The organism is uncultured Aggregatibacter sp. (assembly GCF_938046485.1).
GTDB lineage: Bacteria > Pseudomonadota > Gammaproteobacteria > Enterobacterales > Pasteurellaceae > Aggregatibacter.
Genome location: NZ_CALIWN010000045.1, coordinates 25896 through 41195, shown reverse-complemented (window position 1 = coordinate 41195; position 15300 = coordinate 25896). Strand labels below are relative to the sequence as shown.

At 43.3% G+C, this 15300-nt stretch carries 13 protein-coding genes; 8 read left to right on the top strand and 5 right to left on the bottom strand.

Annotation, left to right across the window (positions count from 1 at the left end; genetic code table 11):
* Window positions 1-226: 226 nt before the first annotated feature.
* Window positions 227-1180: an acetyl-CoA carboxylase carboxyl transferase subunit alpha gene (gene accA, locus Q0203_RS05715; protein ID WP_296027686.1), complete on the top strand. Its 954-nt coding sequence runs from the start codon at window positions 227-229 to the stop codon at window positions 1178-1180.
* Between the two features lie 65 nt (window positions 1181-1245).
* Complete coding sequence (gene tilS / locus Q0203_RS05710) at window positions 1246-2556, top strand: tRNA lysidine(34) synthetase TilS (RefSeq protein ID WP_297930213.1); 1311 nt, start codon at window positions 1246-1248, stop codon at window positions 2554-2556.
* A 52-nt stretch (window positions 2557-2608) separates the two neighbouring features.
* Here tilS and Q0203_RS05705 read toward each other — a convergent pair whose 3' ends face one another.
* Together Q0203_RS05705 and Q0203_RS05700 are read right to left on the bottom strand one after the other, a co-directional pair.
* Window positions 2609-3940, bottom strand: coding sequence for an NCS2 family permease (locus Q0203_RS05705; RefSeq protein ID WP_297930210.1), 1332 nt, complete (start codon window positions 3938-3940; stop codon window positions 2609-2611).
* Between the two features lie 249 nt (window positions 3941-4189).
* Window positions 4190-4600 carry a DUF805 domain-containing protein gene (locus Q0203_RS05700; RefSeq protein ID WP_297930207.1) on the bottom strand — a complete coding sequence of 137 codons (411 nt, stop codon included), beginning with the start codon at window positions 4598-4600 and terminating at the stop codon, window positions 4190-4192.
* A 114-nt stretch (window positions 4601-4714) separates the two neighbouring features.
* Between Q0203_RS05700 and galE the strand changes: the two genes are divergently transcribed.
* The 4 genes from galE (at window position 4715) to adk (ending at window position 8168) form a co-directional block, all read left to right on the top strand.
* Window positions 4715-5731: a UDP-glucose 4-epimerase GalE gene (galE, locus tag Q0203_RS05695; protein ID WP_297930205.1), complete on the top strand. Its 1017-nt coding sequence runs from the start codon at window positions 4715-4717 to the stop codon at window positions 5729-5731.
* Between the two features lie 5 nt (window positions 5732-5736).
* The gene (gene hypA / locus Q0203_RS05690) at window positions 5737-6078 is read left to right on the top strand and encodes a hydrogenase maturation nickel metallochaperone HypA (RefSeq protein WP_297930203.1); all 342 of its coding nucleotides are present in this window, start codon (window positions 5737-5739) and stop codon (window positions 6076-6078) included.
* Between the two features lie 18 nt (window positions 6079-6096).
* Complete coding sequence (locus Q0203_RS05685) at window positions 6097-7392, top strand: MFS transporter (protein WP_297930201.1); 1296 nt, start codon at window positions 6097-6099, stop codon at window positions 7390-7392.
* Window positions 7393-7523: 131 nt separating this feature from the next.
* Window positions 7524-8168 (top strand): adenylate kinase, encoded by a 645-nt coding sequence (adk, locus tag Q0203_RS05680; protein ID WP_209364612.1) that lies wholly within the window; start codon window positions 7524-7526, stop codon window positions 8166-8168.
* 92 nt (window positions 8169-8260) lie between these two features.
* On the opposite strand, the gene Q0203_RS05675 is transcribed toward adk, so the two are convergent.
* Entirely contained in the window at window positions 8261-9556 is a 1296-nt protein-coding gene (locus Q0203_RS05675; RefSeq protein ID WP_297930198.1) for a surface lipoprotein assembly modifier, read from the bottom strand.
* Window positions 9557-9659: 103 nt separating this feature from the next.
* On the bottom strand, window positions 9660-10277 hold the full coding sequence (locus Q0203_RS05670; protein WP_297930196.1) for a Slam-dependent surface lipoprotein: 618 nt from the start codon (window positions 10275-10277) through the stop codon (window positions 9660-9662).
* A gap of 136 nt (window positions 10278-10413) precedes the next feature.
* Here Q0203_RS05670 and Q0203_RS05665 point away from each other — a divergent pair, with 136 nt between their 5' ends.
* Window positions 10414-10788, top strand: coding sequence for a helix-turn-helix transcriptional regulator (locus tag Q0203_RS05665; protein WP_297930193.1), 375 nt, complete (start codon window positions 10414-10416; stop codon window positions 10786-10788).
* Window positions 10789-10856: 68 nt separating this feature from the next.
* Here the strand turns inward: Q0203_RS05665 and Q0203_RS05660 are convergent, their stop codons facing one another.
* Window positions 10857-12071, bottom strand: a complete 1215-nt coding sequence (locus Q0203_RS05660; RefSeq protein ID WP_297930190.1) for an aromatic amino acid transporter — start codon at window positions 12069-12071, stop codon at window positions 10857-10859.
* Between the two features lie 166 nt (window positions 12072-12237).
* Between Q0203_RS05660 and Q0203_RS05655 the strand changes: the two genes are divergently transcribed.
* Complete coding sequence (locus Q0203_RS05655) at window positions 12238-15291, top strand: glycoside hydrolase family 2 TIM barrel-domain containing protein (RefSeq protein ID WP_297930187.1); 3054 nt, start codon at window positions 12238-12240, stop codon at window positions 15289-15291.
* Window positions 15292-15300 lie beyond the last annotated feature (9 nt).

Genomic DNA, 15300 nt, shown 5'->3' with positions numbered 1-15300 from the left:
GCAGATTGTCAATTAGCGCATAACCTGATATTTCACGCATTTTTTTCATTTTTCGTTTCCCGCGTAAAGGCAATAAACACTTTCATTACATAGCCTTAGCTGGTGTTACCAGATGAAATGGTATGACTTTTATGAAAAAAACGCATAGAATAGCGCGTCCAATTGCACCACTACCAAAATCTTGTTAAAGTGCGGTGCAAAATTTTCACAAAATTAGGAATCACACATGAGTCAAGAATACTTAGATTTTGAATTACCCATTGCCGAACTTGAAGCGAAAATCGAATCTTTGCGTGCAATGACAACACAGGATAATGAAATTAATCTTGATGATGAAATTGCCCGTTTACAGAAAAAAAGCATCGAATTAACCGAAAAAACCTTTGCAAATTTAGATGCGTGGCAAGTGTCAAAAATGTCTCGTCATCCGAATCGTCCTTATACTCTTGACTACATCGAACATATTTTCACCGAATTTGAAGAACTTGCCGGCGATCGTGCTTTTGCCGATGACAAAGCCATTGTTGGCGGATTAGCACGTTTAGACGGCAGACCGGTAATGGTGATTGGCCATCAAAAAGGGCGTACCGTGAAAGATAAAGTAAAACGCAACTTTGGTATGCCGGCACCGGAAGGCTACCGCAAAGCTTTACGCCTCATGCAAATGGCAGAGCGTTTCAAATTGCCTATCATCACCTTCATTGACACTCCGGGCGCTTATCCGGGCGTAGGCGCAGAGGAACGCGGTCAGTCAGAAGCTATCGCTCGCAACTTACGCGAAATGTCCACCCTCAAAGTGCCGGTAATTTGTACCGTTATCGGTGAAGGCGGTTCCGGCGGTGCGTTGGCTATCGGCGTGGGTGATAAAGTCAATATGTTGCAATACTCGACCTACTCCGTGATTTCTCCGGAAGGTTGTGCATCTATTTTATGGAAAAGCGCCGATAAAGCCTCCACCGCAGCAGAAGTCATGGGTTTAACCGCCAATCGTTTAAAAAAACTTGGCTTAATTGATAATATCGTACCGGAACCGTTGGGCGGTGCGCACCGCAATTACGATGAAATGGCGCAAAACTTGAAAAAACGCCTGCTTGCCGATTTAGACGATCTTGACGTCTTTGACACAGAAAAGCTGCTAGAACGTCGTTATCAACGTCTAATGAGTTACGGCTACGTATAAAAAAAGTCTCATTTAAATCCCTCCTGAAGACGGGAGGGAATGTCCTCTACCCGTGCCATTCGCCTATGCTCCTCGACTGTTTTTCACAGCAACTCCGCCAACTTGCACCGAACCAAACTCACTTTCTTATTGGGTTTAGCGGGGGTTTGGATTCCACGGCGCTACTCGCTTTATTTGCAAAACTTCGTGAAAAACAACCGCACTTTCAGCTGCGCGCCATCCATATTCATCACGGATTAAGCATCAATGCCGATGCTTGGTCAGCACATTGTCAACAAATTTGCCGCCAATTCCATATTCCGTTGCAAATTCAACACGTGAACGTCAGCACAGAAAACGGCATTGAGGCAGGTGCCCGCCAAGCCCGTTATGAAGCCATTGCACAGCAAATTTTACCTACCGAATGGCTCGTCACAGCACACCATCAACAAGATCAAACGGAAACATTTTTCCTTGCCCTAAAACGCGGCAGTGGCGTGCAAGGTTTAGGCGCCATGCCGCCCAAAAGCAACGTTTACGGTGTGCCCATTTTTCGTCCGTTATTGAATTTTAGCCACCAACAATTACTGGCGTTTGTACAACAGCAAGGGCTGAGTTGGATTGAGGACGAAAGCAACGAAGACAATCAATACGATCGCAATTTTCTGCGTAATGTCGTGTTGCCTGAATTGCGCCAACGCTGGGCGCATTTTGATTCGGCAGTGCAACGTTCCGCGCAACATTGTTATGAACAACAACAACTGCTTAATGAATTGTTAGCGGAAGAATATCAAAAAAACATCGTAAAAAATGACCGCACTTTTAACCTGCAACATTTCGCCGACTATTCGCCGGTGAAACAACGCGCCTTGTTACGCTTATGGTTGCAAGATTGGGGCGTTACCCTCCCCTCTCTCGTACAATTAGAAAAAATTATTTCGGATGTCATTTTCGCGAAAGCCGATACACAACCACAATTTCGCCTACACGATAAAATTGTCCGCCGCTATCAAAGCCGTTTATTTCTCACGCCGATGTTTACCGACATTTCACAAGAATATGTTGAGGCGAAATTTAATCAGCCTATTTTCTTGCCGGATCATTTAGGCACGCTGTTGCTACAAAAAACAACCGAAAAAATGACCGCACTTTGGCGGGATGAAAATGGGCAAACACATCAAGAAGCGTTAAATTTACCCTTAGAGGGAACGAAAGTTTGGATTCGATTTCGTTATTCGGGCAAAGTGAAATTAACCTCAAACGGCGTGAATAAAGACATTAAAAAAGTGTGGCAACAGTTGAACGTGGCCCCTTGGCAACGACAACGCATCCCACTCATTTTCTATGGTGATAAGTTACAAAGTGCGGTGGGTTTTTTCACTGTTTTTCAAGATTAAGACAAACAAAAAGGCGCATACTCATGCGCCTTTATTGTCTTTATTGGCTGAATTAAATCGCCCAACCACAAGCATAGAAAGCCACTAAAACAACGGCAATCACAATGGTGCCGATATTTAAGCGTTTGAAATCGCCACTCACCACACGGCCAATCACCAATGCAGCAAAGCCCAACATAATACCGGTTACAATGTTTGCCGTTAACACGATAAACACCGCGCAAATCAAACCACTCATGGCACCAACGAAATCATCAAAATCCAATTTGCTGACGTTGCTTAGCATCAATAATCCCACGTACATTAACGCCGGTGCTGTTGCATAGTTTGGCACTAAAAATGCTAATGGTTGGAAGAACAACATTAATAGGAACAATACACCAACAACGATGGCAGTGATACCGGTTTTACCGCCCGCGGCAGTCCCTGCTGCGGATTCGATATACACGGCTGCCGGTGCCGTGCCGAAAATACCGGAGAATAAGCTACTGACGGAGTCGGAGGTTAAGGCTTTACCGCCGTTAATGATTTGACCGTCTTTGTCCAATAAATCCGCTTGTCCCGCCACTGCGCGGATGGTGCCTGTGGCATCAAATACCGCGGTCATCACTAACGCAAACACCACCGGTAAAATCGCCGGTTGTAATGCACCCATGATATCTAATTGCAAGAATAAAGACTCTTCACCGAAACTTGGCATTTTGAAAACTTGACCGTTAAAGGTCACATTCGGATCGAAAATTAAACCGACGACGGTAATCGCAATGATCACCCATAAAATGCCGCCTTTCACTTGCATTTTTTCTAAGCCGATAATTAACGCCAAACCAATTAATGACATCATCACCGGAAACGCAGTGAACTCGCCCAATTTTACCGGCAAACCGGCTTGGTTGCTCACCACAAGACCTACTCCGTTTGCAGCGATTAAAAGCAGGAATAAACCGATACCGATCCCTGCACCGTGTGCAATACCCACTGGTAAGTTACGCAAAATCCAAGCACGAATCCCTGTGGCAGAAATCAGGGTAAAGAAAACCCCCATTAAAAAGACCGCACCTAAGGCGACCGGAATACTCACTTTTTGTCCGATAACCAAGCTAAACGCAGTAAATGCGGTTAAAGAAATAGCACAACCGATTGCCATTGGCGCATTCGCCCAAAAACCAATTAAGAGCGAGCCTAAACCCGCGACTAAACAGGTCGCAATAAAGACCGATTCAGCCGGAAAACCTGCCGCACTTAACATGTTCGGCACAACGATAACGGAATACACCATGGCAAGGAAAGTGGTTAAACCTGCCACAATTTCTTTGCGTACGGTGGAACCGCGTTTAGTCAACTCAAAGCGTTTTTCTAAAGCGGAAGATGGAGAAGATGACATGAAATTACCTTTTAATTTGTCGTTGAAAAAAAGAGGGCGGTATTTTACCGCAACGCCAAAAGAAGTAAACGTTTGCGCAAGAAATAAAAAAGAGAAAGCGAATATGCTTCTCGCCTTCTCTCTATTTGAATAAAAAATTAGAATCGTAGCGTGCAACTTGTTGCACGAAATCGTGAATGCCCCAAAGGGTTAAATAAGGTTCCGTGCGTAGTTTGGTCGTGCAACAAATTGCACGCTACGCACTGATAATTAGCTGATAAAACGATCTGTTTCGACCGCAGAAAGCGTTTGTGATGCAGCTTCTTTTGGGTTCACGCCGAAACGATTTGTTCCCGGCTGACTATCCAAACACATAAACACAAACAACACAATAACACCGATAAGAGGAATTAATGAAATTAAAATCCACCATCCGCTTCGATTAGTATCATGCAAACGACGAACGCTAACAGCAATACTTGGTATAAGAACAAACAAAGAATACAGGCCACTAAAAAGTCCGGTTTCATATTCAACACTGTAAGTTCCCGCCACAACATCAAGCACACCCAAACCAAGGCTAATTAACACGTTAAATAAAAAGAACATCCAATATTCTTTTCGTCTTGCCCGTCCTGAAAACGTGGCGTAGTTTTTGAGTACATGCAAATACCAATTCATAGTTTCCTCCCAAGAATAAATAAGCGGTTAATCCGTCTCATGTTTTGATTTAAAAACAGTGTTATACTAACACACAATTTCTATGAGTTATATTCGCAATAAGGGGAAATTAAAATGTCCATTCTAGTCACCGGCGGTGCCGGTTATATCGGTTCACATACTGTCGTCGAATTATTAAATGCTGGCAAAGAGGTTGTGGTGTTAGACAATCTTTGCAACTCTTCGCCAAAATCCTTAGAACGTGTGAAACAAATCACCGGCAAGAGTGTAAAATTTTATGAAGGCGATGTGTTAGATCGCGACTTGTTACAAAAAATCTTTGCTGAAAATCCGATTCATTCCGTCATTCACTTCGCCGGGTTAAAGGCCGTTGGCGAAAGCGTGCAAAAACCGGCCGAATACTATATGAACAATGTCACCGGCTCATTAGTTTTATTACAAGAAATGAAAAAAGCCGGCGTGTGGAATTTCGTCTTCAGTTCTTCCGCCACCGTTTACGGTGATCCTGAAATCATTCCGATTACCGAAAACTGCAAAGTGGGCGGCACGACTAACCCGTACGGCACCTCTAAGTTTATGGTGGAACAAATCCTACGTGATATCGCCAAAGCAGAACCTAAATTCAGCATGACCATTTTGCGCTATTTCAATCCGGTGGGCGCACATGAAAGCGGTTTAATCGGCGAAGACCCGAATGGCATTCCAAACAACTTATTGCCTTATATCAGCCAAGTAGCTATCGGCAAATTACCTCAACTTTCCGTATTTGGTAGCGACTACGACACCCATGACGGTACCGGCGTGCGTGATTACATTCATGTAGTGGATTTGGCGATTGGCCACTTAAAAGCGTTGGATCGCCATCAAGACGATGCCGGTTTACACATTTATAATTTAGGTACCGGCGTAGGCTATTCCGTCTTAGATATGGTAAAAGCCTTTGAACAAGCCAATGATATTCAAATTCCTTATAAATTAGTGGATCGTCGTCCGGGCGACATCGCCACCTGTTATTCCGATCCGAGCCTTGCTGACAAAGAATTGGGCTGGAAAGCAGAACGTGGCTTAGCTCAAATGATGAAAGACACCTGGAATTGGCAAAAAAATAATCCGAAAGGGTATCGGGATTAAGCCTCATGCACGAACTCTCTTTGTGTCAAAACATCATTGAAATTGTTGAGCAGCAATGCAAACAACACAATGTCAACAAAGTCACCGACCTCTGGCTGGAGGTCGGTGCTCTTTCTTGCATTGAACCCAGTGCGTTGGAATTTGGCTTTGAAATGGCGGCACAAGGTACACCGGCGGAAAATTGTAAGCTTCATTTAATTTCTATTCCTGCCAAAGCTTGGTGTTGGGATTGCAAACAACTGGTCGAAATTCAAGCCTATAACAGCACGTGCCCAAATTGTGACAGCGCGCATTTACAACGACAAAGCGGCGATGAACTCCGCATTAAAGAAATTGCCGTTGAATAAAATCCCCCTGAAATCATGATGACAGAACAATCGATTAAGCCTTCTCTCGCCACCCAAATTTTCAGCCGCAATATGCTGATTTGTGTCTTTACTGGTTTTAGCTCCGGTTTGCCACTTTTCGTGCTGCTGCAAATGTTACCGATTTGGTTGTCGGATAATGGCATTAGTGTGCAAACCATCGGGGCTTTTACCTTAGTCACCCTACCCTACACGCTCAAATTTTTGTGGGCACCCTTGCTGGATCGCTATTTTCCTCGATTTCTCGGTCGCCGTCGCAGTTGGCTCGCCATTTCCCAACTCTTGCTTCTGCTGAGTCTTTACCTCATCGGTTTATACGATCCAAAAGAACAAATGCAAATGGTTATTTTTCTGGCTACGTTCATCGCCTTTATGTCCGCCACCCAAGACATTGTATTAGATGCCTACCGGCGGGAAATTTTGCGCGATAACGAATTGGGCTTAGGCAACACGATTCACATTAATGCCTACCGAATTGCCGGTTTGATTCCCGGTGGACTGTCATTGTATCTCGCCACGTTCCTGCCATGGGAAACGGTGTTTTTATTGACCGCACTTTTCATGCTGTGTGGGCTGTTTATGACCTTCTTTTTAAGCCGCGAGCCACAAATTCAAATTCATCAAAGCAAGCAGCCGTTCTACCAAGCTTTTACCATTCCGCTCCAAGAATTTTTCCAACGTAAAGGCATTTATGCAGGAATTGGCTTTATTGCCTTTCTGTTCCTGTATAAATTCGGCGATGCCCTTGCCACTACGTTACAAAGTAAATTCATCGTGGACATGGGCTTTAGCAAAACCGACATTGCCTTAGTGGTAAAAAGCACGGCGTTGTGGTCGAGCATTATTGCCGGCATGGCAGGCGGCATTGCTATGTTACGCCTCGGCATTAACCGCGCCCTTTGGGTCTTTGGTTTTATTCAACTGATTACTATCGGCGGGTTTATTTGGCTTGCCGGATTTGATTATTTCCACGTTGTCGATAACGCAGCGCGCTTAAAACTTGGCATTGTGATTTGTGGCGAATACATTGGCGTGGGGCTTGGTACGGCGGCGTTTGTTGCCTTTATGGCACGGGAAACCAACCAGCTTTACACAGCGACTCAATTGGCGTTATTTACCAGCCTTGCCGCCTTACCGAGCAAAGGGCTTGGCGCACTGTCCGGCGAAATCGTTGCGTCGGTAGGTTACTACCATTTCTTCTGGATTTGCTTATTTTTAGCCATCCCGGGCATGCTCTGTTTATGCTGGGTCGCCCCGTGGAACGAAAAAGTCCCTGCACCGAATGCTGGCAATTGACATTTTTAGGGAATTAAGCAACCATACGCCACGATTAATAAAACATTTTCAAAACCGACCGCACTTTCTTCCCGAAATAGGAAAAGTGCGGTGGTTTTTTCAGTTATTTTTCATTTAAAAAAGAGGACAACATGAAAATTATTCTATTAGGCGCACCGGGCGCAGGAAAAGGCACACAAGCACAATTCATCATGAATAAATTTGCCATCCCGCAAATTTCCACGGGCGACATGTTACGCTCTGCAATCAAAGCCGGCACCGAATTAGGCAAACAAGCTAAAACCTTAATGGACGCCGGTCAATTAGTGCCGGATGATTTAATCATTTCCTTAGTGAAAGAACGCGTAGCCCAACCTGACTGCGCCAAAGGTTTCTTACTTGACGGTTTTCCACGTACTATTCCACAAGCTGACGCATTGAAATCTGCCGGCATCGCCATTGATTATGTGTTGGAATTTGATGTGCCGGATGAAGTGATCGTAGAACGCATGAGCGGTCGTCGTGTGCACCAACCTTCCGGTCGTTCTTACCACATCGTTTATAACCCACCGAAAGTGGAAGGCAAAGATGATGTGACCGGCGAAGATTTGATTATCCGTGCCGATGACAAACCGGAAACCGTGTTAGACCGTTTGAAAGTGTATCACAACACCACCAAACCATTAGTGGATTACTACCAAGCAGAAGCCAAAGCAGGCAACACGCAATATTTCCGCTTAGACGGCACTCAAAAAGTGGAAGATGTCAGCAAAGCATTAGACAAAATCTTGGCGTAATTGCTGATAATAAGAAAAATTTGGCAGAAGCCAATCGTTGATAACAAGACGGTGTTTAATGTGAAAATCAAACGCCGTCTTTTTTATATCCATCAAAACGTACTTTCAAAAATGAGCGTAATATTTTTCTGTTGGTAGGAATACATTTGGGGAATATTGCTCTCCTGTTTCTTCCAACTCAATTGTAGCTTAGGCGTTATTCCCCCAAAATGCCAATCTCGTTTCCAAAATGTCATATTGGCGGAATAAATATGATCTGAACGTGATTTTTTAAAAGAGAAAATATCCAAATTTCCCAGTTTTGCGGTATCTTTATATTGGCGTTTCATTACAGATAACCCAAGTTGAGAGGAAATTCCTCCTCCCCATTCTTGCCCCCAACCTAAACGAATCCCTTGACTATCAGAGGCATATTGTTTCACCTGAGTCCGTTCAGCAATGAAATCACCACCTAAATAGAAAAATTGTTTTGCATTAGGCTGCCAAATAAGGGTAGATGAAAAAAGTTTTAGATTACCATCTAATACCCGCTCGGCAAAATAATGTTGCTTAGCCATTTCTAACGTATGAGATAACTGCAAATTAGGGGTTAGCCAATGGGTATATTCCAAAAGCGCGCCATTATTCCAACGATAACGATGATTGCCATACCAACGGCGTTCATAAAAAGGGCCGATTTTTAGTGTTTGTATTGCCGTTTTGTAGGCATAACCAATCAAAGTGCGGTTGGAAATATCATCATATTCATGATTATCCCAATAATTTTTTCCCCATAATTTATTACTGACGGACAAATAATGGGAATCAACAAGATTAAAATCACGCGAAATGCCCAAATGATACGCCAGCCCATGTGCCGGCTGAGGACGCATTTTTTCCGATTTGGTTAATGTGGCACGATTTGACAACGCAATCTGCTTGGCATCCGCAGCATTATTGACATTTTTATCTCTTAAATAATGAAAAGAAAGATCTATTTTCCAGTCTTGCCGTGCTTTCAGCGCATTGAGATATTCATCAATGAATTGTCGCGTAGGTTCCGGAAGATTCGCTTCCGATTTTGCTTTTTCAAATTGCATTTGTGCCGCACGATCTTGCTTTTGATAAAACAACGCAAGTGCCAGTTCAATTCTCACCGGATTTAATGTTGGATTTTCAGATAATACAAGGCGATATAATCGAGTCGCTTCTGCATAATCTTGTTGTAAAAAAGCAACGCGTCCTTGAGCAAAAAGAAAAAGCCTTTCATTATACTGAGGCACGGTTTGGTAGATTTTTATTAATGTCAGTAATTGTTCCGCCGTTAATTGATATATATTTTCTGACAAAAACGATTCGATAAGTTGAGGATTTTCTTGTAAGTGGTGTAAATCACCATGTTCGGCCATTTCCGAATGGACGATTGATGTACAAAACAGCAAAAGACAACATGTAATTTTTTTCATTGTAATGCAGAAAAACAGGCGGGATTTCCCGCCTGATAAAATAAAATTAACGGTAACCACCAAAGGAAGTATTTAAACTTGGATTGTTATCAAACGTGGCCATGCCGGCCGCTTCCTCTGCATTCGGACCAAACAATCCGCCTTTATAACGACCGCCATCATTAAATAACACGCTGGCTTTGCCGGCAAATTGGTTACCGTTTAAATCGGTTTCATGCAAGGTGATATCGCGCGCCCAAGGAATACCCAACTTTCCGGAAACCTTTTTCGTATCAAAATTCACATGTAATGTCATTGTTCCATCAGCTTGAACACCATCAATATTTTGCGCAATAACGCTATCGCGTGCACGAACGGCATGTCCTGTATAAGTTGCCGCCCCTCTTGGCAAACGATCTGTTGGTGTGGCAGTTCCTTGATAACGAACTTGTTGACGAGTTTTATCATTATTCACCCACACACCGTAAAAAGAGTGATTTTGGTTATAGCCGATGAGTTTACCATCCATTGTTTTACTCCCAACCAACCCTTTAGTACTATTTGTTAAGTTAAATTTGTTCCCATCCGGTGTTTCTGCAGTACCTGCACCACTGCTACCACCGGAACAAGCAACTACTAATGCAGACAAAGCCAAAATAGACGTGTATTTAAATTGTTTTAACATACCTCTTTTCCTTTTATAAGTTGAACAAAAATCCAACAGGATTCTACCTTCAAGATAAAATCCAAACAACCAAATTGTTAAATTTATTTAAACTGATTAGTGAATTTATTATTTTTGTAGTCGTTATAATTTGCGAATGCAAAAAACATTCAACGAAAAAGAGCTTTTTAGCTTACGTTTAAAAGCCGCACTCGAAGCCGCTGCTTTAGAGAAATTTAAAGTATCCGATATTGAGCGAGAGTTTAATTTGCGTTACGTTTCAGGAACCGTAACGCCGCAGGCTATTTATAAGTGGTTGAATGGTCAGTCAATCCCATCTTTAGATAAAATACAAGTGTTAGCGGAATGGTTGAATGTATCGCCAAAATGGTTAAAAACCGGCGCAGAAAATGAAGTCCTTGAGCCACAATCGATTATCGATAAACAAGGAACAGAAAGCTTTCTACAACTAAATGCCGAACATAAACGCTTAATTTTAGATTTAATGCACACACTCATTAAAACGTATTAAAAACACAAGTCAAAACCCACCGCACTTTGATTACACCGATCAAAGTGCGGTTGTTTTTTTAGGTGATTTTAACCCACCACAAACGGTAGATAGCCGGCGCGGATAGCGAATGGGATGGAGGTAATGATGACGCCAAGGACTAAAACAATGAGTAGCGTGGCTTTGCCGCCCCAGACTTTATACGGCAAATTCGGGTGAATGCGGCGCGCTTTCCATACCAGCGAAACCGGAAGAACCACGGCGTAGAACGCAAACATTTGACCAGCATAACCTAACGCTAAAATAAAACCTTGTGGGTAGAATAAGGCGAAGACGATTGGCGGAATGAACGTCATTAAACCTAAGGAAAAACGCCCTGCATTGATGTTAAAAGAACGTTTTAATAAGTCCTCAATACATTCTAGTAAGCCAAGTCCCACGCCCAAGAATGAGGTGATTAACGCCAAGGTGGAGAAGATCTTCACGGCGTTTGCCATCATACTGCTTTGGGTAATGGTTAAGGTGGCGGTGACTAAGCCGTTCAGCGTGGCATCTTGTTGCAAGATTTGCAGAAATTCATTTTGTGTGAGCAAACCGTGGGTGGAGAGTTGCCATAAAATGTAGGCGAACAAGGTGATACCGGAACCCACTAAAATGGAAATGCGCAAGGCTTTGACGTTACCGCCGAGGTATTTGTTTAAGCTTGGAATAGATCCGTGGAAACCAAACGCGGTGAAAAATACCGGGCTGGCGGAAATGATCAGCGCATTATCAATGGGCATTGCCATCAAGTTGTCGAGTTTAATTTCCGGCAACATCAAACTTAACACCATCACGAATGTGGCAATCATCACAAAGAACAACACGCGGTTAATTTTATCTACGCTGTGCGTACCGATAATGATAAACGCGCCGAAGAAAAGGGTGAAAATCAATACGGCGACTTTGCCGGTGGTATCGCGATCAACGATGGTTGGCAACGTATCGGTCAACAAAGAACCGCCACCGCTAATGTAGGCGGCAATGAGCGCATACAAAAAGACAATTAATACAGCGGTGGAAACAATTCGTCCCGGACGACCGAAATATTGCTCTGCCAGCGTGCCGATGCCGGCATCACTTGGTGCGGTTTGGTAAAGCTCAACGAACAGCAACGCACTGAAGGTTAACAGCGTCCAAAGCCCAAGTAGAAGAAATAAGGTCGCGCCAAAGCCAATGCCGGCGGAGGTTAACGGCATGGCTAACATACCTGCGCCAATCATGGTACCTGCCACAAGCAGCGTACTTCCCACTGTTTTATTCATAGATGTTCCTTATTGTGTATTTTAATATTTACAGTGATTGTATTGCAAATTTTACATACTGTAAAATAAAGATTGTGATTTAAATCACAAAATTACCATTTTGTCTAAAATTGAGCGGAGAAATTGCGTATATTGGTTTCACAATTCGTTGTTTTTAAGGTGCATTATGTCATTACCTCACTATTTTCAAAACCTTTCCATACTCCACATTAATACTACGCCACACCATGCCTATTTTATTCCTCATGCGACACATAAAAGTGCGGTAGAAAATCCCAGAGAATATTCAGATTATTTCATTCCTTTAAACGGAAATTGGCAGTTTCAGTATTTTTCAAGCTATTGGGATCTGCCGGAAAACTTCCTTCAACTCACTCCTAATAGTCAGCTTCCTGTGCCGTCAAATTGGCAGAATCACGGATACGATCAACATCAATACACCAATGTCAATTATCCTTTTCCCTTTGATCCGCCTTATGTTCCGCAACAAAACCCATGCGGTTGGTATCAACGCCGATTGAACTTGACACTCAAAGCCAATAAGCGTTATTTGCTGAATTTTGAAGGCGTGGACAGTTGCTTGTTTTTATATCTCAACGAACAATTTGTGGGTTATAGCCAAATCAGTCATTGCACCTCAGAATTTGATGTAACGAATTATTTACAATCTGGCGAAAATAACATCACGGTCATCGTGCTGAAATGGTGTGATGGCAGTTATTTGGAAGATCAAGATAAATTCCGAATGTCGGGCATTTTCCGTGATGTTTATATGTTGGAACGGGAAGCCCATTATTTACAGGATTTCTTTATAAAAACGGCATTAAACGATGATTTCACAGCAGCTAATATCACGGTGGAATGTATTTTCTCTGATCATCATGGGCAAGACATTCATTGGCAACTCTTTGATCCCAAACAGCATTTAGTGGCGGAAAAGTACGGTCAAGATTTCGAATGTTTTCTTGTTCAGCCGATCTTATGGAATGCCGAACAACCAAATCTTTACACGCTAGTTTTTCGTTATGGTTCAGAGGTGATTTGTCAGCGTATCGGCTTACGTAAAATTGAGGTAAAAAATGGCGTGTTATTGTTCAATGGGCAAGCGATTAAATTTAAAGGGGTCAATCGACATGACAGCGATCCACGCACCGGTTATGTCATTCATTGTGAGCAGGCATTGCAGGATTTACGCCTGATGAAACAGCATAATTTTAACGCCATCCGTACAGCACATTATCCCAATGCGCCTTGGTTTACCGAACTCTGCGACCAATACGGTTTTTATGTCATTGCCGAAAGCGATATTGAATCTCATGGCACCAATGCCGTGTATGTGCCGACACCGGAAAGCAGCATTTTACTTGGCGTGAAACCAGACATCGATCAGGATGCCATTCGACAACAAACGATTGACAATTATTGTTACACGGCTCGCGCGCCTGAATTTAAAAACGCGATTTTAGACCGCACCTATGCCAACGTGGAGCGGGATAAAAACCGCACTTCGGTGGTGATTTGGTCGCTCGGCAATGAAAGTGGCTACGGTGAAAATTTTGAAGCGGCCGCCGCCTGGGTGAAAGCGCGTGATCCCAGCCGTTTAGTCCATTATGAAAATGCGATTTTCCAGCATTCCGCCCATCAAAATGATACCTCAAATTTAGACTTGCATAGTGAAATGTACACGGCCCCCGAAGACATGGACGCCTATTTTGCCCATCCACAAAATCGTAAACCTTATATCTTTTGCGAATATTTGCACGCGATGGGCAATTCTTGTGGCGATGCAGAAGATTATTTCCTCGCGATGCAAAAATACCCCGGTGCCTGTGGTGGTTTTGTATGGGAATGGTGCAACCATTCGCCCTATTTGGCAGGAACCGACCGCATGGGCTACGGTGGCGATTTTGGCGATGTCCCCAATGATGGAAATTTCTGCGCTGATGGTTTGGTGACGGCAGATCGTCAAATTCAAAGTAACTTATTAGAGCTAAAAAACGTACAACGTCCTATTCGCGCGCAGTTAAAAGACGGCAAGGTGTGGCTGACCAATTATTGGGATTTCACGAATACTGCCGAGTGCTTAAGCATTCGCTATCAACTTTCAGAAAATGGCATTGTCATGCAAGAAGGAAAAATAAATGGGATCCAAATTGCGCCAAAACACACCGCACTTTTGCCACTGGAACTGCCTGCGGATAACGGCAATTTATGGTTGTTAACCTTATTCTACGAACAATGTCGAGCCACCGATTTCGTGCCGGCGACATATATTTTAGGCTTCGATCAACTCAATCTTTTTCATCGCCCAAGATTGCCAATCATGCCACCATTGGGCGTTGAGCCACCAACAAAAGCCACGTTTTCGATACAGGAAGATGCCAAGCATATTCGTGTACAACAACAGAATCATTGTTATGTATTTGATAAACAAAAAGGCATTTTGCAGCAGGTTTTCCATCAGGGCGAATCCTTGTTGCAACAGCCGTTGGATTTCAATATTTGGCGCGCGCCTTTAGATAACGATGGCTTAATCAACGCGCACTGGCAAGCGGCAGGATACGATCGCGCAATCACTCGCGCCTATGAATGCCATGTGACACAATATGAAAGTGCGGTTGAAATTAAAGTCAAATCAGCATTAGTGGCGGTATCCAAGGCCCGAATTTTAACCTTAGACGTCATCTATCGCCTAGATGAAGCTGGCACATTACACATCAAAATTCATGGGGAAAAAGCACCGCACTTGCCTTTCTTACCGCGTTTTGGTTTACGTTTCTGTTTAGATCGCGCCTATCAACAGGCTGAATATTTTGGTTATGGTCCAACAGAAAGCTATATTGATAAACATCAGTCTTCCCTTTTAGGCCGTTATCACACCACGGTTCGGCAAAATCACGTGCCTTATTTGAAACCGCAGGAAAATGGTAGCCATTATGGCTGTTCTTACGTTAAAGTGTGGTCAGAAAATCGGCAGATTTTTATCACGGCAACCACACCGTTTAGTTTCAATCTTTCGCCTTATCGCCAAGAAGAATTGGCAATGAAAAAGCATCACGATGATCTTGTCGAAAGCAACAGTACTGTGCTGTGTATTGATTACAAAATGAGTGGCATTGGGTCAAATTCCTGCGGACCTGCATTAAAACAGGCATACCGTTTAAATGAAACACTGTTTGATTTTGACGTGAAATGCCATTTTTTGAGGCATTCAATTTAGAGCAAGAAA

Excerpts from the sequence above, each read along its gene's own strand:
- Q0203_RS05655 (WP_297930187.1), top strand. The coding sequence starts at position 12,238 with ATGTCATTACCTCACTATTTTCAAAACCTTTCCATACTCCACATTAAT.
- tilS (WP_297930213.1), top strand. The coding sequence starts at position 1,246 with ATGCTCCTCGACTGTTTTTCACAGCAACTCCGCCAACTTGCACCGAAC.
- Q0203_RS05705 (WP_297930210.1), bottom strand. The coding sequence starts at position 3,940 with ATGTCATCTTCTCCATCTTCCGCTTTAGAAAAACGCTTTGAGTTGACT.
- adk (WP_209364612.1), top strand. The coding sequence starts at position 7,524 with ATGAAAATTATTCTATTAGGCGCACCGGGCGCAGGAAAAGGCACACAA.
- Q0203_RS05665 (WP_297930193.1), top strand. The coding sequence starts at position 10,414 with ATGCAAAAAACATTCAACGAAAAAGAGCTTTTTAGCTTACGTTTAAAA.
- Q0203_RS05700 (WP_297930207.1), bottom strand. The coding sequence starts at position 4,600 with ATGAATTGGTATTTGCATGTACTCAAAAACTACGCCACGTTTTCAGGA.
- hypA (WP_297930203.1), top strand. The coding sequence starts at position 5,737 with ATGCACGAACTCTCTTTGTGTCAAAACATCATTGAAATTGTTGAGCAG.
- Q0203_RS05670 (WP_297930196.1), bottom strand. The coding sequence starts at position 10,277 with ATGTTAAAACAATTTAAATACACGTCTATTTTGGCTTTGTCTGCATTA.
- galE (WP_297930205.1), top strand. The coding sequence starts at position 4,715 with ATGTCCATTCTAGTCACCGGCGGTGCCGGTTATATCGGTTCACATACT.
- Q0203_RS05675 (WP_297930198.1), bottom strand. The coding sequence starts at position 9,556 with ATGGCCGAACATGGTGATTTACACCACTTACAAGAAAATCCTCAACTT.
- Q0203_RS05660 (WP_297930190.1), bottom strand. The coding sequence starts at position 12,071 with ATGAATAAAACAGTGGGAAGTACGCTGCTTGTGGCAGGTACCATGATT.
- accA (WP_296027686.1), top strand. The coding sequence starts at position 227 with ATGAGTCAAGAATACTTAGATTTTGAATTACCCATTGCCGAACTTGAA.
- Q0203_RS05685 (WP_297930201.1), top strand. The coding sequence starts at position 6,097 with ATGACAGAACAATCGATTAAGCCTTCTCTCGCCACCCAAATTTTCAGC.